Here is a 16821-nt window from a genome sequence, read left to right as displayed (position 1 = left end):
TTGCAAATAATGCGGCCCGCGTGCTTTGAAAGACACCTGCGGTTATCCGAAAGCACTTTCAGAAATTACCGGAAAATACGTAGATTATTTTGCTTTATAAGAAAAGCTGACAGCAATTGTTAGACGGATCAATAAAATGCCTGAGATCCCGGAGACCAATTCCGGACTGAGACTTCAGGTCCCAGCTGCCTATTACAGAGCAACTGGCCACGTCAGCATGCCTGTCTTCAGTCTTCACGCTGACACAACAACATCCCCATCACCACGATCAAAAAAAACCGGACCAGCCATCGCAGAGAAACAGCCGTTTCTGTCAAGTTCCGGGGTTAAGGCACCAAGCCCAATAAATCCCGATTTCCGGCTCCGGGAGCGCCGGAATTCAATCATGTGGCAGCTCAACCAAACCAGGTAAGCCCGCCACATCAGGCCGATCATTGCCCATCAAACGAGGCAAGGACGGTCAATTGACCCTCAGAGGAGTGAATATGAGCAACGCATCTATTGGAACGCCAGAGCAGCTGCGCGATCCCAATTATACACCTCCATTAGCCAAGGCAATACCACTCGGAATTCAGCACGTCCTGGCCATGTTCGTATCTAACGTAACACCCGCAATTATTGTCGCGGGCGCAGCCGGTTTTGGTTTCGGATCGAATTCACCTGACTTTCCGGAACTTCTTTATCTGATTCAGATGTCGATGCTGTTTGCCGGTGTGGCAACACTGCTTCAAACCATCACGCTCGGCCCGGTCGGCGCGGGGCTGCCGATTGTTCAGGGCACGTCCTTTGCGTTCCTGCCAATCATGATTCCGCTTGTCGCCGGCAAAGGCGTTGACGGGCTCGCCGCAGTCTTTGGCGGGGTTATCATCGGCGGCATGTTCCATGCATTTTTGGGTCTTTTTATTGGCAAGATCCGCTTTGCCCTGCCGCCGCTTGTCACAGGATTGGTCGTTACTATGATCGGTCTGTCGCTGGTCAAAGTCGGGATTCAGTATTCCGCTGGCGGCGTTCCTGCGATTGGCACACCGGAATACGGCTCTTTGCTCAACTGGTCGGCGGCACTGGTCGTCATCTTCGTCACACTTGGGCTGAAGTTCTATGCCAGAGGCATGCTGTCAGTCTCTGCAGTCCTGCTGGGCCTGATTGCCGGTTACATCTATGCCCTGATGACCGGGATGCTGACCTTCGACACCATTGCCTCGTCCTGGTCCAACGCCAGCGCATTTGCCCTGCCGCAGCCGTTCAAGTACGGATTTGAAATCTCTGCAGCTGCGGTCATCGGCTTCTGTCTCATGGGCTTTGTCTCGGCGATCGAAACCGTGGGCGACGTAACCGGGATTACAAAAGGCGGCGCAGGCCGCGACGCAACGGATGAGGAGATTTCCGGTGCGACCTACGCTGACGGTCTGGGTAGTACGGTAGCAGGTCTGTTCGGCGCGTTTCCGAACACATCCTTCAGCCAGAACGTCGGCTTGATCGCCATGACCGGCGTCATGAGCCGGCATGTGGTGACTTGCGGGGCCATCTTCCTGATCATCTGCGGCCTTGTTCCCAAGGTCGGCGGCTTGATCCGCACTGTTCCGATTGAGGTTCTTGGCGGCGGTGTCATCGTCATGTTCGGAATGGTTGTCGCTGCGGGTGTCTCAATGCTCTCGGATGTCAACTGGAACCGCCGCAACATGGTGATCTTCGCGATTTCCCTGACAATCGGCCTCGGCCTGAAACTGGACCCAGGCGCGCTTCAGCATATGCCGGATACAGCCCGGATCCTGCTGACGACCGGACTTCTGCCGGCTGCAGCGATCGCCATCATACTCAACCTGATCCTTCCGGATGAACTGTCCGAAGAAGCAACGGAAGAAGTCTCCGGCGGTATGGCCGGCCATGGCAAAGGATCTCTGCCAGCGGAATAAGCAGCCATACATATAAATGAATTGGATTAGGGCCGCTATCGCGGCCCTTTTCTTTTGGGCACACGTTATGTCAGCAAATCCGGCCTGTCCCTGTGTAAGCCCCTATTCGTCTTGATCATTCACCTTGGTCCCGGATCAAAGCCGGGGCGGCATAACGCAAGCCTCAGACGCCTGCTCATCACAACAGCGCACGAACGAAAAAGACGCATGAAAGCGGCGGGCTGCGTTGTTTTTGTTGTGAGGAACTCTTTGGCGCCGTCCCGGCCCTGAGCCGGACCTGCGAACTGGCACAATACAATTCCGATCAATTGGCGCGGACCGGTGTCCTGGGCGGCAAGCACTTGATCCATCAGCTTCTGGGTCAGCAAGTGCAATGCTGCCAAAAGTACCTTCAAAAAACAAACAAGCAAAAAAAAGGGCCAGCGTTTCCGCCGGCCCCAGGCAAGGTTCTTGGGGTTTGCTTCGGCAGAATGCCGTTAGAAATCGACGTTGATCGCGACGCCTTTTTCGACCGCAAGGTCGACAACCGCAGAAGCAACAGCCAAGTCCTGAAGACCAACGCCGGTTCCATCGAACAGGGTGATTTCATCGTCCGAAGTCCGCCCGGCATGAGTGCCGTTAATGACCGCCCCGATTTCGTTGATATCGCTTTCGGATATCAGCCCGCTTGCAACAGCATGCTGGCATTCGCCGATTGTCGAGGACTGGGCAACCTCATCGGTAAAGACCGTGGCCTTGGCGACCAGCTCCGCTTCGACTTCCTGCTTGCCCTTGGTGTCGGTGCCCATGCAGGCAATATGCGTTCCCGGGGTCACTTGAGCGGCTTTGAGGATAGGGTCGAAACTGGACGTGATGGAAATGATCACATCTGCTTCCGCACCCAATTGATCCAGTTCCACAGCTTCGAACGGCAAACCAAGCTCAGATGCGGTCTCTTCAAGACGGGACAGCATTTCCGGGTGCAGGTTCCAGCCAATCACCTTTTCAAAGGAGCGCTGTTCAACAGCTGCCCGCATCTGAAACGCCGACTGATGGCCAGCACCGATCATACCAAGAACTTTGGCATCCTTGCGGGCCAGATGTTTGATGGAGACCGCAGAGGCGGCAGCCGTCCGCAGAGCCGTGAGCAGATTGCCGCCAACTACTGCTTTGGCCTTGCCGGTGTCCGCATCAAACAAAAACACTGTCGACTGGTGGTTGGTCAAACCCTTGTCCGCATTGCCCGGCCAATAGCCGCCGGATTTCAGGCCCAGCGCCAGGGACGAACGGTCAAAACCGGATTTAAAGCCATAAAGCGCATCGGCATGCCCGATGGCTTCGCGAATGACCTGGAAGTTATAGGCCGCCCCGCTGGACATGGCGGCAAAAACACTCTCAACCGCATCAAAGGCTTCTGCGCGGCCGAGCAGCCCAGCAATTTCCTTTTCAGGAACGATGATCATTTGGTTCTCCAGAAAAAGGCTAAGCCCTTCCGGGCCTAGCCTGAAAACGGTTTAGACAGTGGATCAGTAAGCCTTGCCGCGGGCAGACACCGGCCAGACGGTTTCAACTTTGCCGCCGCGCACACCGACATACCAATCGTGAACGTTGGCGGTCGGATCGCAGTGGCCTGGAACCAGTTTCAGCTTCTCACCGACTTTCAGAACGCCTTGAGGGTCGGCGATGACGCCATGTTCGTCAGAGCATTTGACGTATTCAACGTCGTCGCGGCCATAGATGAACGGCAGACCGCTATCGACGGACTGGGCTTTCAAGCCGGCATCACAGATCGCCTTGTCCGCTTTTGCGTGGCTCATCACTTGGGTCAGGATGAAAAACGCGTTTTCCCACTCACCCTGGTCGATACGGTTGCCGTCCTTATCGAGGATCCGACCATAGTCAGCATCCATGAACGCATAGGACCCGCACTGCAGCTCGTTGTAAACGCCAGAGTTGGATTCAAAATAGTAAGACCCCGTGCCGCCGCCTGATACCAGCTCAGGCTCCAGTCCTTCGGCCTTCAAGCCTTCAACCGCGTCCTTGACCATCGCGATCGCGATATCGAGTTTCTCTTTACGCGCTTCATATGTGTCGAGGTGCTGCATGGCACCCTGGTAAGCCTGAATGCCGGTGAATTTCAGGTTCGAGGCAGCGTCAACCGCCTTCGCGATCGCAACAACATCTGCTGTCTTGGTGACACCGCAGCGGCCTGCACCGCAGTCGATCTCGATGAAGACTTCCAGCGTTGTACCTGCTTCAGTTGCAGCAGCAGACAATTCGGCAACGTTATCGATGTCATCGACACAGACAATGGTACGTGCGCCGAGGTTCGGCAGCTGTGCAAGGCGTTTGATCTTGGCCGGGTCGCGTACCTGATTGGAAACGAGAACGTCCTTGATGCCACCGCGGGCAAAGACTTCGGCTTCACTGACTTTCTGGCAGCAAACGCCAACCGCACCGCCAAGACGTTCCTGCAGTTTGGCAACGTCGACAGACTTGTGCATCTTGCCGTGCACCCGGTGGCGCATGCCGTGTGCCTTGGCATAGTCGCCCATCTTCTTGATGTTGCGCTCCAGCGCGTCAAGATCGAGCACCAGGCACGGTGTTTGAATGTCAGCAGCATCCATGCCCGGGAGGGCCGGAACATCGTAACCGACTTCGAGTTTTTCAAATCCAGTGTGTGCGTTCATAAGAGTTATCTCCGAAAGGGACTTAAACGGTCCAGGGAAGTTTGTTCAAATCAACGTTGCCGCCGGTGATAATCACCCCAACGCGCTTACCTGCGAAAACGTCTTTGTTCTTTAAAATGGTGGCCAACGGGACTGCGGAAGACGGTTCCATGACGATCTTCATCCGCGCCCAGATCAGACGCATCGCATCAATGATTTCCTGTTCCGAAGCAGTCAGAATATCCGTGACGTGATTGGACACGAAGTGCCAGGTCAGATCCTTGAGCGGAACTTTCAAGCCATCCGCCACCGTATTTGGCGCATCATCGGCAATGATGTGGCCAGCGCAGAAACTGCGAGCTGCATCATCCGCCTGTTCCGGTTCCGCTGCGTAGATTTTCACTTCCGGCGCCAGGTTGGACAGGGTCAGGCAGGTGCCCGATACCATGCCGCCGCCGCCAATCGGCGCGATCACTGCATCCAGACCGTCAGTCTGTTCCATCAACTCCTTGGAACACGTACCCTGCCCAGCGATCACCCGGTGATCGTTGTAGGGGTGAACGAATTCTGCACCGGTTTTCTTTTCAACTTCGGCAAAGACCGCTTCGCGGCTGGAGGTCGACGGTTCGCATTCCGTGATGATGCCACCATATCCACGCACGGCGTCTTTCTTGGCCTGCGGCGCCGTCCGCGGCATGACCACATGGCACGGAATACCCCGCCGGCCAGCCGCATAGGACAAGCTCAGAGCATGATTGCCCGAACTGTGCGTAGCGACACCCGCTTTTGCAGTTTCCTCATCAAGGCCAAAGACGGCGTTGGACGCACCACGAACCTTGAAGGCACCGGCTTTTTGAAAATTCTCGCATTTGAAGAACAGTTCAGCGCCGGTCAGATCATTCAAGAAGGACGACGTCAGAACGGGGGAGCGGTGAACATGCGGTTTGATCCGCTCATGCGCGACCAACATGTCTTCCAGCGTTGGAATATAGGTGTTTAGGGCGTTGGTTTTCACGCGGCCTCCTTTGAGGAAACAACTTCCTCAGTCCGGTAGTAATCTTGTGCTGCGGCAACGCCGGAGCCCAGTTTGATGGAAAGTCCGAGGTCCGCCATGACCATCTCAGCTGTTGCAAGGCCGGACAGGGTCATAACGTCGGTCAGACTGCCAAGGTGGCCGACCCGAAACACTTTGCCCGCAACCTCCCCAAGGCCAACACCAAACGCGACACCATATTTCCCGGCTGCATGGGTAACAATATCGGTGGCGTTGAAACCTTCGGGAGTGCGGATGGCGCTGACAGTGTCGGAATAGACATCCCGCGAACCGGCGCAAAGCTGCAAGCCCCAAGCGCGGACAGCCGCGCGAACGCCTTCAGCAATCCGGTGGTGGCGGGCAAAAACGTTCTCCAAACCTTCGTCGAGCAGCATATCGCAACTCTGTTTCAGGCCATTCAAGAGACCAACTGCCGGGGTATACGGATACGCATTAACCGCATAGGATTTCCGCATATCGCGGATGTCGAAGAAGGTCCGGGGCAGCTTCGCCTTCTCAACAGCGGTCTGGGCTTTAGGCGAGAGGCCGACAATTGCGAGACCGGCGGGCAGCATGAAGCCTTTCTGCGAGCCAGTAACTGCCGCATCAACGCCCCACTCGTCCATCCGGAAATCCATAGAAGCGATCGAGCTGACACCATCAACATAGAGCAACGCAGGGTGTTTGGCATTGTTGAGCGCCCGGCGAACAGCAGCAATGTCGGATTTTACGCCGGTCGCCGTCTCGTTGTGCGTCGCCAGAACAGCCTTGATCTCGTGGTGTTTGTCGGCAGCCAGGATCTCTTCATATTTATCAGCCGGCAGGCCGGTGCCCCATGGCGCCTCGACAATTTCAACTTCCAGACCGTGACGCTGACACAGATCGATCCAACGGTGGGAGAACATGCCGTTGCGCGCTGCCAGGATCTTGTCGCCCGGGCTCAAGGTGTTGGTGATGACCGTTTCCCAGCCGCCGGTACCGGTCGACGGGAAGATGAAGACCTCGGCCAATTCCGTTTTCAGGATCTTCTTTACACCCGCCAGCGCTGGCTGAAGGATTTCTCCGAACAAGGGAGAGCGGTGGTCCAGGGTCGGCATATCGCAAGCTTTGCGAAGCGCCTCGGGCATATTGGTCGGACCTGGAATAAAAACAGGGTTTTGAAAGCTCATGGCCGTTTCCTCTCACGGTTTTGACCTGACGGTACCGGAGAGATGTAAGAGCCCGCAATTTTTTTAAAAAACTTTTTTAAAAAGATGAAAGTCGTAAAATATCAATCTTGTCAGATAGATAAGTTTTTCATATGATGAATTAATTTTTCACAAATTGAAGAGACTGTCTCATGACAGAGCGTGGCATTGAAAAGAAGTCTGATCGAAAGGCCCGCGGGCGCCCAAGAGCCTGGGATGATAAGACAAGCCAAAACACCATCAAATCGCTTGACCGGGCGATGGCGGTTTTTGAGCATTTAAGCACCCAGTCCGGTGTGTCCTTGTCTGCTCTCTCCGAACAGATGGGAGAATCGACGGCAACGCTTTACCGAATTCTATTCACTCTGGAGACCCGCGGGCTGGTGGAATTCGATCAGGCTCAGCAGCTGTGGCAAATCGGACCAGCCGCCTTCATTGTCGGCGCCCGTTTTTTGCGGCGAACCAGCTTGGTTGAACGTGCCCGCCCGGTTCTGCGAGCCTTGATGGAAGAAACAGGAGAAACAGCGAATCTCGGCATCCAAAAAGGTGATCAGGTCCTGTTTGTCAGCCAGGTGGAAACCCACGCGAATATTCGAGCCTTTTTCCCACCAGGCTCACTATCCCCGCTGCACGCATCCGGCATCGGCAAAGCTCTTCTTGCTTTTATGGATCAAGAGCAATGCGACCGTCTGATTGTCAGCGCAGACCGGCAGCGGTTTACAGAACATACCTTGTGCGATGCGGAGCAGTTGAAGGAAGATTTGGCCCAGGCAAGGGCAAGTGGTTATTCCATTGACGGCGAGGAAAAAAACCTCGGTATGCGCTGTATTGCAGCGCCAGTGTTCAATCACTACGGCGAAATCGTCGCCGGCATCTCTGTCTCGGGTCCAACAAGCCGGGTTTCCGTCGACAAGATCTCCAGCCTTGCCACGTCGGTCATGACAGCGGCCGGCAATTTGACATCAGCACTGGGAGGAGAACCGGCAGCGCACTGAGTGGCAAGGCGCCGCAGAAGTAGCGCCTCACTTAATCTCAATGCCGGGATCACTGAAAAATCGGATCCGTCAGTCCGATGGCCTCAGCCGAGGACCCACTCCCATATCCCTTGTGATAGGCGGTGAAGGGAACATCGAAATCGGTGACAGTGTAAAGGCCGATTTTGAAGTAATAGCCGTCCACTTCTTCATCGGAATACCCGGTCGAGCCTGAATAGCGAATGATCTCCTCCCAGACACCTTCGGTGCAAGCAACGTCCAACGGCCGGCATTGCCGTTTCCACCCGACCAATTCACCATCCGCTTCCGGCGACCAGACAATTTTGTAGGCATATTCGTGGAAGACTTCGCGCTCCAATTCAGGGAGTGAGTAGACGATCTCTCCGTCCCCCTTTTTGGTTCCCAGTTCCTTGATGCGGGCATCATTCCACAAGGTCACCACAAACCGGCCGTCCCACAACCGGTGTGACAACGGCGGCCGCAAGCTGTCATGCCCTTCTCTCATCCGCTCATGCCATTGAGCCGTCACCAGACGGTGCTTGGCCTCTACGGGAAAGTCACTTGGGAGAAGGGTTGAAAACCGGTACCAGGTCTCATCTCCGTTTTTGGCGACATGCATATCCCGCAACTCCGCCCGGACACCGGAAGAAATCTTCTTGTCGTCCGGTGAAATCGTAAATTTGATTGCACTGATGTTTTCATCCGGCAGATCAATTTCAACCACCTCGGCCGAGTTGCAATCGACAAGCCTTTTGGTGCTAATATCTTTGGGAATGTCAGCCGGGTCGATATCGCATTTGATCGACTGCTCGGTGATCGTAACCGGAACACCTTCGACAACGACCTCCTGCTGCGCAGCTGCAGCAGTGCCACCAATCAACGCATAGGCGACAATAAAACCGGCAATCCTTGTCAGGTTCGCCGGCAATAATTGATTACTTATCCGATACATGCTGACGCCCCCTGTTTATCGCCGCGACAACGGCCTCAACGACAAGATAGAGCAGCCAGCAGAAGACACAAGAAAATCAAACAGCGGCTGTTATAATGATTTCCACCTTAAGTTCCGGCCGGGCGAGTTTCGCCTCACCGCACGCACGTGCTGGTGCATGACCTTCCGGCACCCAGGCATCCCAAACCTCATTCATCTCAGCAAAGTCCGACATGTCGGCAAGCCAAACGATCGCCTGAAGAATTTGTGATTTCGACGATCCCGCTTCTTCTAAAAGTTTCTCGACCCGGGAGAGGCATTCACGGGTTTGATCCGCGACGCTGTCTCCTGCAATCCCAACCTGTCCGCACAGGTAGGCAACGCCGTTGTGTTTGACGATTTTGCTCATGCGGGCGGATGAATGTAGACGTTCAATCATTTTGATCCTTTGGAAATTCATTCAGCTTCATAAGCTGCCAGTTCGCCAAGGGTTACCGGCTTCAATGGTGTCCGAATTCGAAACGCGCCGGTTTCATCTTGGCTCTGGCCCGTTTCCTTGGCCAAGATTTCTGTGACCGTCAAGCCGCAAAACCGGCCCTGACACGGCCCCATGCCAGATCGGCCAAAGGCTTTCGCCTGGTTCGGGCCTCTGCAACCCAGCGCAGCAAACCTCCGGATATCTCCGGCGGTCACCTCCTCACACCGGCAAATGATCGTGCCATCAGCCGGACGCAGGATCTCTACCGGCGGCGCATAGGCCGTGTCCAAGAACGACCGGATGGCCAGCTCTTTTTCCCGCTTTAATAGAAGAGGCCTCGCCACTTCGTCGCGCGTGGACTGGCTGATCATTTCCAGCTTGTGCAGGGCTCCAAGCGCGGCGATCCGGCCGGACAACGCTGCGACATTTGCACCGCCGATACCAGCGCCATCACCAGCTATACTTATGGCATTGCAAGACGTGTGACCATAGGCATCGCTTATCGGCTTAAAGCAGCGTTGCGTATCATCGTACCGGTGTTCTAGGCGCAAAGAACGCGTGACTTGAGTGTTTGGAACGACACCGAGATGCACAAGAAACGTTTCGGCTTCTATGCGGTGGTGCTCGCCCTTTGCTTTGAAGGAAACAGCTTCGGCACGGTCACTTCCAGAAATCTCAATCTCCGTCGCAGCGGAATATCTTTGAACACCGGCCCGCTTCAATCGCGCGATCAGCCCAATGCCTTTCAACAGATAACGCCAACCTCGAAGTGCCCCGCCGAGATGCTCCAAAGCGGCCCGAAGGTCCTTTTGCGTCTGGGTTTCAATCAGCGCCTTTGGCGGACAGCCAGCTGCCGCCATTTGTGCCGCAACCAGATAAAGCAAGGGTCCTGCTCCGATCAGAACGGCAGAGGGAGCCGCAAAACCTCCCGATTTCAAAAGGATCTGGGCAGCACCCGCAGTCAACACACCTGGCAACGTCCAACCTGGTATCGGCACCGGTCGTTCCGTTGCACCAGTTGCAACAATTATATGCCGGGCCCTGATTTGATCTGCCTTGCCATCCTTGCTGAAGCCAATATGCCCGCCTTGTGTAACTTGCCAGACGGACACCCCGGCAAGATGCAGCACAGTAGATTCTGAAAACGGTTTAGCAAGCGCAGCGCCTTTGGCATAGTCAGAACCAAGGATCGTGAACTGGCGGCGGGTCGCGGTTAGAACATTGCGATAGACCTGACCGCCAGGCTGCAATTGCTCATCAAGCAGAACAACCGATGCGCCATGTTTTTCCGCTTCCAAAGCTGCGGACATGCCAGCAGGACCGGCACCTATGACAGCGATATCGAAGACCTTATTTGACATGTTCAACAAAGCCCCCATCCTCATTCATGTGATCAGATTGGGTCTCTGACATGGCCCGAGGCACTTGCTGAACAACGAGGCCGTCTGCGACCGATGTCATGCATGCCTGAACGGTGACACCGTCTATCTGAACAAGGCAATCAAAACAGGCGCCCATCATGCAAAATGGACCGCGCGGTGCCCCGGAAACCGGGGTTGCGCGTAGGCTCGACCTGCCTGATGCAAGCAGAGCTGCAGCAACGCTAATCCCGCGCGGTGCAGAAATTTTCTGACCATCGAATTCAAACACCACGGTCTCAGCCGCGTCAGGCTCAAGAGAAACGAACATCAAAACCGTGCCTCGCTGAAGTCTGAAAGATCTGGAGCCTGATTGGTGCCCATAACCCAGTCCGGCAACAGACTCGCGTGCGCTGCGGCCAGCGTGATGCCGCTGTGACAAGTCACGAACCGGGCACCCTCATATTTGGCCGACCGCTGATAGATCGGCAGTCCATCGGGCGACATGACCCGCAAAGCCGCCCAGCTGCGGACGAGCTTCGCTTTCGCAAGATGCGGAAAAACCTCGACAGCATGGCGGGCCAGCCCGGCGAGTGTCTCCAGATCTTCCCGGTCATCCGGGCCAATCTCTGCCTTCGAAGCACCAACCTGGACGCCACCTTCATTGACTTGGCGGAGGGTGCCGGACGGATACTCAAGAAAAAACGGCAGTTTTTCGGTGATTAAAACCTGGCCTTGTTGAGGCCGGACCGGAGCCTTGAAACCAAGGCTCTCACCGAGATCGGCCGCACCTAGGCCTGCGGACAAGACTATACTTCCGCCTTCGACATGGTCTCCGCTTGCTAAGATCGCAGTGAACGCATGATCGGCAGCTTTTATCTCAACCACCTGTGCCCCAGTGCGGATGTCACCGCCGAGACTCTTGACGCCGATTGTGAGGGCTTTGAGCAACTGAAGCGGATTGACGTGGCCATCCATCGGCGAATAGAGCCCGCCAACCACTTTTGGACCAATCTGCGGTACAAGCTTTTTCAATCCCGTATGGTCGAGAACTTCGAATGGATAATCGCCGCCAACCGCCGTTCGCAACCCTTCAAGTGCTGAGACTTTGTCTGCGAGTTCTTCTTCGTCGGTGAAATAGTCGACACCGCCCTTCTGGCTCAAGGACACATCAATCCCGGACGCAGCTTTCAAATCGTCCGCATATCCAGGCCAGAGACCGGCGGACCGCCGTGACCAAGTCGAATAGGACGGACAATCAACGCCTTTGCCTTGAACCCAGACCAGGCCGAAATTTCCGCGCGAAGCCCGGAAATCGCTGTCGCCGCCATCCAGAACCAGGACGGACTTCCCCTGTTGCAGCAGGCCGAAGGCTATGGAAAGCCCGACCACACCGCCTCCAATAATCAGCGTGGTCATGGGTTACCCCTTTCCGACGAAGATCTTGTCGAGACCATAGAGCCGGTCGAGCAGCAGCATAACGGCAAAAGTCAGAACAATCAGAACGGTAGAGACCGAAGCAATCAACGGATCAATGGTTTGCGCGATGTGGTGATACATCCGGACGGGTAACGTTTGGGTCGCTGGTGAGGCGACAAACACACTCATGGTGAGTTCATCGAAGCTGGTGATGAAGGACAGAAGCCAGCCACCTGCAACACCGGGCAATATGAGCGGCAAGGTCACACGCCGGAATACGGTGAATTTGGATGCGCCAAGTGTGAGCGCTGCATTTTCCGCATCCTGCGGAAGTCCAGTCGCCGATGCTAAGGCAAGGCGCAGGGCATAGGGCGTGATCAGGATAACGTGGGCCGCAGTCAGACCGGCAAACGTACCGCCCATTCCGATCTTGGAATAGAACTGCAGGAAAGCGACACCAAGCACCAGGTGGGGGATCATCAGAGGTGACAGCAAAAACGCTGCGATGACATCCCGCCCCCGGAAGCGGTGGCGGGCAATTGCAAGCGCAGCCGGAACAGCAATCGCAACGGCGATTGAGGCAGATAAAAGCGCCAGCCAGCAGGACATCCAGAAAGCGGTGATGAAATCCGGATTTTCCAGGATCGCATAGAACCACCGGAGAGACAGGCCATCGGTCGGCAGGGACAGGTATCCCTTGTCAGTGAAGGAGACGGCGATCACCATCAGCAATGGCGCGAGAATGAAGGCCACAAAGACGGCGTGAAAAATCAGAGCAACAGGTCCAAGACGCTGCATTGCAGGCTCCTATTCGAAGATTTTGGCAAAGCGACGCTCAATCAGCTTGTTGTAGCTGACGATGATCGCGATGTTGGCAAGAAGCAGCAGAACCGCGATTGTCGCACCGAGCGGCCAATTGAGGGTGCTGAGATATTCGTCGTAGGCGGCCGTTGCCACCACCTTCATCCGGCGCCCGCCGATAATCGCTGGCGTCGCAAAGGCACTCGCTGTCAGGGCAAAGACGATGATGCTGCCCGACAAGATTCCGGGCATCGCCTGAGGCAAGGTGATCCGCCAAAGAACCGTCAGTTTAGATGCGCCTAGTGTTAGAGCTGCGTCTTCACTCTGGGTATCGATCTTTTGCAACGCCGCCCAAATAGAAATCACCATAAACGGCACCAGAACATGAACCAGTGCGATGGTCATACCGGTAAAGGTGAACATCAGGCTGACGGGTTTGTCTGAAAACCCGAGGCCCTGTGCCACCATGGTCAGCACACCGCTGCCGCCGAAAAACAGCGCCCACCCGAGTGTCCGCACAACAACGGAAATCAGCAGAGGTCCGAGAACGACGAGCAAAAAGATAGACCGCCAAGGATTGCTCAACCGGGACAGAACGTAAGCTTCGGGAGCCCCGATCAGCACGCAAATGATCGTCACCAGGAGCGCAAGGCCGAAGGTTCGGGCGAAGATCTTGTGAAAATAGGGATCTCCCAAAACGTCTGCGTAATTGGCCAGCGTCCAACCCGGCAGAACGCCTGCGGTGAAATCGTAAGCGTGTAGACTGAGCAGGAATGTCAGCACCATCGGCACACCGAGCAGCGCCGCAAAAAAGACCACCCCAGGGCCGGTCATTAGATAAGAAGTCAAACGCGAGGTCGTCATCATGCAGCCTCGGCAAACAAGGTCATGGCGTCTGCAGGCCAGCTAAGACGTGCGGATTGACCACGGGTAAAGCCCGGTGCGCCAGTGTTGGTCTGCGCGACGAACAATTCGCCCATAGGACTGTCGACCCTATAGAGCCAGCTGGACCCCATGAAAATGGCCGCGCGGATGGTGGCCGCATGGCCGTCGCCATCGGCTGACAGCACGAATTTTTCCGGGCGGATCGACAAGGTGACGCCATCGCCTTTGGGATGCCCGTGACCAGGCGCAGACAGCACCTGACCATCAACCGTAATCGTATCCTCGCCGCACGCGATGCCGGTGATCAGATTGGTTTTGCCAACAAAGTCGGACACAAAGGTGTTGGTCGGCCGCTCATAAAGATCCAGCGGTGCTGCGATCTGCGCCATCTCCCCGTCTCGCATCACAACGATCCGGTCGGACATCGACAAGGCTTCTTCCTGGTCGTGCGTGACGAGAATGGTGGTGACACCGATGTCTTGCTGCAGAAGGCGCAGCTCGATCCGCATTTCTTCACGAAGCTTCGCATCAAGATTGGAAAGCGGCTCATCGAGAAGCAGAACTGGGGGTTCAATGACCAACGCCCGGGCCAAAGCAACCCGCTGCCGCTGCCCACCGGACATTTGTTTCGGATACCTTTGAATGAAATGAGACAGCTTGACCTGATCAAGTGCCTTTTCCGCCCGTTTCAAGCGTTCTGCCTTACCGACACCGCGCATTTCCAGGCCAAAGGCAACATTTTCCAAGGCGGTCATGTGAGGAAACAAGGCATAGCTTTGGAACACGATGCCCAATCCCCGCTTGTTCGGCGGTGTCTTGGTGATGTCCTTGCCATCCAGAAGAATAGTGCCAGATGTCGGTGGCAAAAGCCCTGCCACCATCTGAAGAGTTGTCGTCTTGCCGCAGCCGGACGGCCCGAGAAGGGATATGAACTCACCCCGCTCGATGGATAGAGTCATGTCGCGAACGGCACGAAAATCCCCGAAGGACTTTGTGAGATTTTGTAGGGTGAGGAAAGTCATAAGGCGTCTCAGGTAAAAGTGCGAAGACGCGCAAACGCGCGTCTCCAAAATGAAGGCCGATCAGTTTTCGATACGACGGGTCCACTGCTGGGTCCAGGCACCGCGCTCTTTGTTGACGACGGTGTAGTCGATTGTGACAAGCTTATCGACACGTCCAGGACCGACCGGCAATGCGCCAATTTCTTCGTCGGAAAGTTCAGTGTTCCGGTTGACCGGGCCCCAGCCTTTCTCGACAGCAAAATAGCGCTGCATTTCCGCTGAAACCATAAACTTCAAGAAGTCCTGCGCGAGTTCCGGCACATCGGAATCAACGACCGGGCACGCCCCGATCAGGAGATTGACAGCACCTTCATCCGGGTAGGCAAAAGCCCCCGGAAAACCCGTGTCGGCGAGTGACTTTAAGCGGCCACTGCCCCAAACGGACATCGCTATTTCTCCATTTTGGAAGAGCTCGGACATCTTGCCGGAAGACGGCTCATAAACCAGTACATTGTCACCGATCTTGTCTTCAAACATCTTGAAACCAGGCTCGATGTTCGTTTCACCACCACCGTTCAGCTTGGCAGCCATGATGAGGGCAAGCAGGCCATAACCGTTAGTGATCGGCGGAATAGCGATCATTCCTTTAAATTTTGGATCGGCAAGATCCGCCCAGGATGTCGGCGCATTCCAACCTTTTTCCGCAAACATCTCTTTGTTGTAGGCAAGGCCGGTTGCGACGATGCCGACACCTACAGCTTTGCCTTCCGGCATGCGCGCTGCGTCGTAAAGTTCACTAAAGGTCTCAGGATCGACTGTGTCGCAATAGCCGAAATTGATGGCTTGGGTCATCGGACCGTCATCGATGAAGGCGATGTCAATTTCCTGCGCACCTTCTTGCGCGCGGAGTTTTGCCAAAGTGTCAGTGGAGTTACCGGACACATAAACAACTTTCGCGCCAGTCTTCTCCTGCCAGCGCGGGATGATGACATCCTTGAACAGGGCTTCAGTGGATCCACCATAGGCGGCGAGATAAACGGTTTTTTCTTCTGCTTGAGCAAATGTGGCAGTTACGGCCAGCGCAGCAGCGGCAGTGGTCAGCAAGGCACGCATGCGGGTTCCCCTCTTCTTTATTGACGTGACCTGTGATGCCGAACGGCCTTCCATATATCAAGTTCCAATTTTTTAGAATATCATGCACAAATGTTATGATATAGAAATCTGGACGATCCTATGCGCTTGAATCACCGCCAACTCGAAGCCTTCCGGGCAATGATCGAAACCAGCAGCGTGACCGAGGCCGCCAAACGGATCCACATCACCCAACCCGCAGCCAGCCGGCTCCTATCCGACCTAGAACACCAAGTCGGTTACCCCTTGTTTTCACGCGTAAAAAACCGGCTCACGCCGACACCTGAAGCACAGGCGCTCTTCGAAGAAGTGGAACGTTCATTTATTGGTCTAGATACGATCGCAGAGGCTGCCCGGGAGATTGGAACCTACCGGCGCGGCACACTTCATATCGCAGGTATGCCGGCGATGGCTCTGGAGTTCTTGCCATCGATAATTGGAAGTTTTTGTAAGGAGCGGCCGGATATTTCTGTTGCCTTGCAGATCCGCAGCTCACAAAAGGTCGCGGACTGCATCGCAACCCAGCAATACGATCTGGGATTTGCGGAGATCAGTGTCAAACACCCTGGCGTCACATCTGAAGTTCTTTTGACCGCACCGCTGGTGGCGATTTTGCCGATCGGCCATTCCCTGGCTGGTAAAGACAGCCTCAAACCCTCTGACATGGAAAACGAGCCGTTCATTTCGCTCGGTGCCGGTTATCCGATCCGCCAGAAAATCGATGCGGTTTTTCATGCGGCCGATGTTGAACGCAAACTTCAAGTCGAAACCCAGCTTTCGGTCGCGGTGGGCCAGCTGGTGGCAAGTGGCGCCGGGGTCGGCCTGATAGATCCGATCACAGCAGCGCATCTCGAACAGCAGAACCGTGTTATTGTCCGGCCGTTTTCACCGAAGATCCAATACAGCTATCAGGCGCTTTACCCAAAACACAAACCGGTCTCACAAATCAGCCGCAGCTTTATGGATATTGTCGCCAAACACCTAGAAACTTATGACGATAAAAGCACACAGGAATGACAAAGTTTCCCAATATCGCGCCTA

At 55.3% G+C, this 16821-nt stretch carries 16 protein-coding genes; 3 read left to right on the top strand and 13 right to left on the bottom strand.

Annotation, left to right across the window (positions count from 1 at the left end; all coding sequences use genetic code 11):
• Positions 1-485 precede the first annotated feature (485 nt).
• Positions 486-1913 (top strand): uracil-xanthine permease family protein, encoded by a 1428-nt coding sequence (locus tag ACOOFE_RS03705; RefSeq protein ID WP_420413705.1) that lies wholly within the window; start codon positions 486-488, stop codon positions 1911-1913.
• 476 nt (positions 1914-2389) lie between these two features.
• Here the strand turns inward: ACOOFE_RS03705 and bhcD are convergent, their stop codons facing one another.
• From bhcD to bhcA, 4 genes are all read right to left on the bottom strand, one after another.
• Positions 2390-3355 carry an iminosuccinate reductase BhcD gene (gene bhcD, locus ACOOFE_RS03700; protein ID WP_420413704.1) on the bottom strand — a complete coding sequence of 322 codons (966 nt, stop codon included), beginning with the start codon at positions 3353-3355 and terminating at the stop codon, positions 2390-2392.
• A gap of 63 nt (positions 3356-3418) precedes the next feature.
• Positions 3419-4582: a 3-hydroxy-D-aspartate aldolase BhcC gene (bhcC, locus tag ACOOFE_RS03695; RefSeq protein ID WP_420413703.1), complete on the bottom strand. Its 1164-nt coding sequence runs from the start codon at positions 4580-4582 to the stop codon at positions 3419-3421.
• A gap of 22 nt (positions 4583-4604) precedes the next feature.
• Positions 4605-5531 carry a beta-hydroxyaspartate dehydratase BhcB gene (gene bhcB, locus ACOOFE_RS03690; RefSeq protein WP_420415538.1) on the bottom strand — a complete coding sequence of 309 codons (927 nt, stop codon included), beginning with the start codon at positions 5529-5531 and terminating at the stop codon, positions 4605-4607.
• Between the two features lie 41 nt (positions 5532-5572).
• Entirely contained in the window at positions 5573-6763 is a 1191-nt protein-coding gene (gene bhcA, locus ACOOFE_RS03685; RefSeq protein WP_420413702.1) for an L-aspartate--glyoxylate aminotransferase BhcA, read from the bottom strand.
• Between the two features lie 170 nt (positions 6764-6933).
• On the opposite strand from bhcA, the gene bhcR reads away from it, so the two are divergent.
• On the top strand, positions 6934-7776 hold the full coding sequence (gene bhcR, locus ACOOFE_RS03680; RefSeq protein WP_420413701.1) for an HTH-type transcriptional regulator BhcR: 843 nt from the start codon (positions 6934-6936) through the stop codon (positions 7774-7776).
• Between the two features lie 49 nt (positions 7777-7825).
• Here the strand turns inward: bhcR and ACOOFE_RS03675 are convergent, their stop codons facing one another.
• From ACOOFE_RS03675 to ACOOFE_RS03635, 9 genes are all read right to left on the bottom strand, one after another.
• Positions 7826-8728 (bottom strand): heparin lyase I family protein, encoded by a 903-nt coding sequence (locus ACOOFE_RS03675; RefSeq protein WP_420413700.1) that lies wholly within the window; start codon positions 8726-8728, stop codon positions 7826-7828.
• 76 nt (positions 8729-8804) lie between these two features.
• Positions 8805-9146, bottom strand: a complete 342-nt coding sequence (locus ACOOFE_RS03670) for a RidA family protein (protein WP_420413699.1) — start codon at positions 9144-9146, stop codon at positions 8805-8807.
• 17 nt (positions 9147-9163) lie between these two features.
• Positions 9164-10546, bottom strand: coding sequence for an FAD-dependent oxidoreductase (locus tag ACOOFE_RS03665; RefSeq protein ID WP_420413698.1), 1383 nt, complete (start codon positions 10544-10546; stop codon positions 9164-9166).
• On the bottom strand, positions 10536-10874 hold the full coding sequence (locus ACOOFE_RS03660; protein WP_420413697.1) for a (2Fe-2S)-binding protein: 339 nt from the start codon (positions 10872-10874) through the stop codon (positions 10536-10538). The genes ACOOFE_RS03665 and ACOOFE_RS03660 overlap by 11 nt, the downstream gene beginning before the upstream one ends.
• Positions 10874-11962: an NAD(P)/FAD-dependent oxidoreductase gene (locus ACOOFE_RS03655; protein ID WP_420413696.1), complete on the bottom strand. Its 1089-nt coding sequence runs from the start codon at positions 11960-11962 to the stop codon at positions 10874-10876. The genes ACOOFE_RS03660 and ACOOFE_RS03655 overlap by 1 nt, the downstream gene beginning before the upstream one ends.
• A 3-nt stretch (positions 11963-11965) precedes the next feature.
• Positions 11966-12760: an ABC transporter permease gene (locus ACOOFE_RS03650; RefSeq protein WP_420413695.1), complete on the bottom strand. Its 795-nt coding sequence runs from the start codon at positions 12758-12760 to the stop codon at positions 11966-11968.
• 9 nt (positions 12761-12769) lie between these two features.
• Positions 12770-13630: an ABC transporter permease gene (locus tag ACOOFE_RS03645; RefSeq protein WP_247653811.1), complete on the bottom strand. Its 861-nt coding sequence runs from the start codon at positions 13628-13630 to the stop codon at positions 12770-12772.
• Positions 13627-14670, bottom strand: a complete 1044-nt coding sequence (locus ACOOFE_RS03640; protein ID WP_420413694.1) for an ABC transporter ATP-binding protein — start codon at positions 14668-14670, stop codon at positions 13627-13629. The genes ACOOFE_RS03645 and ACOOFE_RS03640 overlap by 4 nt, the downstream gene beginning before the upstream one ends.
• Positions 14671-14730: 60 nt before the next feature.
• Positions 14731-15762, bottom strand: coding sequence for an ABC transporter substrate-binding protein (locus tag ACOOFE_RS03635; protein ID WP_420413693.1), 1032 nt, complete (start codon positions 15760-15762; stop codon positions 14731-14733).
• Positions 15763-15882: 120 nt separating this feature from the next.
• On the opposite strand from ACOOFE_RS03635, the gene ACOOFE_RS03630 reads away from it, so the two are divergent.
• Positions 15883-16797 carry a LysR substrate-binding domain-containing protein gene (locus tag ACOOFE_RS03630; RefSeq protein WP_420413692.1) on the top strand — a complete coding sequence of 305 codons (915 nt, stop codon included), beginning with the start codon at positions 15883-15885 and terminating at the stop codon, positions 16795-16797.
• Positions 16798-16821: the final 24 nt, after the last annotated feature.

The organism is Roseibium sp., assembly GCF_965216085.1.
In the GTDB taxonomy this organism is placed as follows: domain Bacteria; phylum Pseudomonadota; class Alphaproteobacteria; order Rhizobiales; family Stappiaceae; genus Roseibium.
Note: the sequence above shows the minus strand (reverse complement) of the source record. Positions and strands in the feature narration are given on the sequence as shown.

Coding starts and splice junctions, on each gene's coding strand:
- bhcB (WP_420415538.1), bottom strand. CDS start 5,531: ATGTTGGTCGCGCATGAGCGGATCAAACCGCATGTTCACCGCTCCCCC.
- ACOOFE_RS03630 (WP_420413692.1), top strand. CDS start 15,883: ATGCGCTTGAATCACCGCCAACTCGAAGCCTTCCGGGCAATGATCGAA.
- ACOOFE_RS03675 (WP_420413700.1), bottom strand. CDS start 8,728: ATGTATCGGATAAGTAATCAATTATTGCCGGCGAACCTGACAAGGATT.
- bhcC (WP_420413703.1), bottom strand. CDS start 4,582: ATGAACGCACACACTGGATTTGAAAAACTCGAAGTCGGTTACGATGTT.
- bhcD (WP_420413704.1), bottom strand. CDS start 3,355: ATGATCATCGTTCCTGAAAAGGAAATTGCTGGGCTGCTCGGCCGCGCA.
- ACOOFE_RS03650 (WP_420413695.1), bottom strand. CDS start 12,760: ATGCAGCGTCTTGGACCTGTTGCTCTGATTTTTCACGCCGTCTTTGTG.
- ACOOFE_RS03705 (WP_420413705.1), top strand. CDS start 486: ATGAGCAACGCATCTATTGGAACGCCAGAGCAGCTGCGCGATCCCAAT.
- ACOOFE_RS03635 (WP_420413693.1), bottom strand. CDS start 15,762: ATGCGTGCCTTGCTGACCACTGCCGCTGCTGCGCTGGCCGTAACTGCC.
- bhcA (WP_420413702.1), bottom strand. CDS start 6,763: ATGAGCTTTCAAAACCCTGTTTTTATTCCAGGTCCGACCAATATGCCC.
- ACOOFE_RS03645 (WP_247653811.1), bottom strand. CDS start 13,630: ATGATGACGACCTCGCGTTTGACTTCTTATCTAATGACCGGCCCTGGG.
- bhcR (WP_420413701.1), top strand. CDS start 6,934: ATGACAGAGCGTGGCATTGAAAAGAAGTCTGATCGAAAGGCCCGCGGG.
- ACOOFE_RS03655 (WP_420413696.1), bottom strand. CDS start 11,962: ATGACCACGCTGATTATTGGAGGCGGTGTGGTCGGGCTTTCCATAGCC.
- ACOOFE_RS03640 (WP_420413694.1), bottom strand. CDS start 14,670: ATGACTTTCCTCACCCTACAAAATCTCACAAAGTCCTTCGGGGATTTT.
- ACOOFE_RS03670 (WP_420413699.1), bottom strand. CDS start 9,146: ATGATTGAACGTCTACATTCATCCGCCCGCATGAGCAAAATCGTCAAA.
- ACOOFE_RS03660 (WP_420413697.1), bottom strand. CDS start 10,874: ATGTTCGTTTCTCTTGAGCCTGACGCGGCTGAGACCGTGGTGTTTGAA.
- ACOOFE_RS03665 (WP_420413698.1), bottom strand. CDS start 10,546: ATGTCAAATAAGGTCTTCGATATCGCTGTCATAGGTGCCGGTCCTGCT.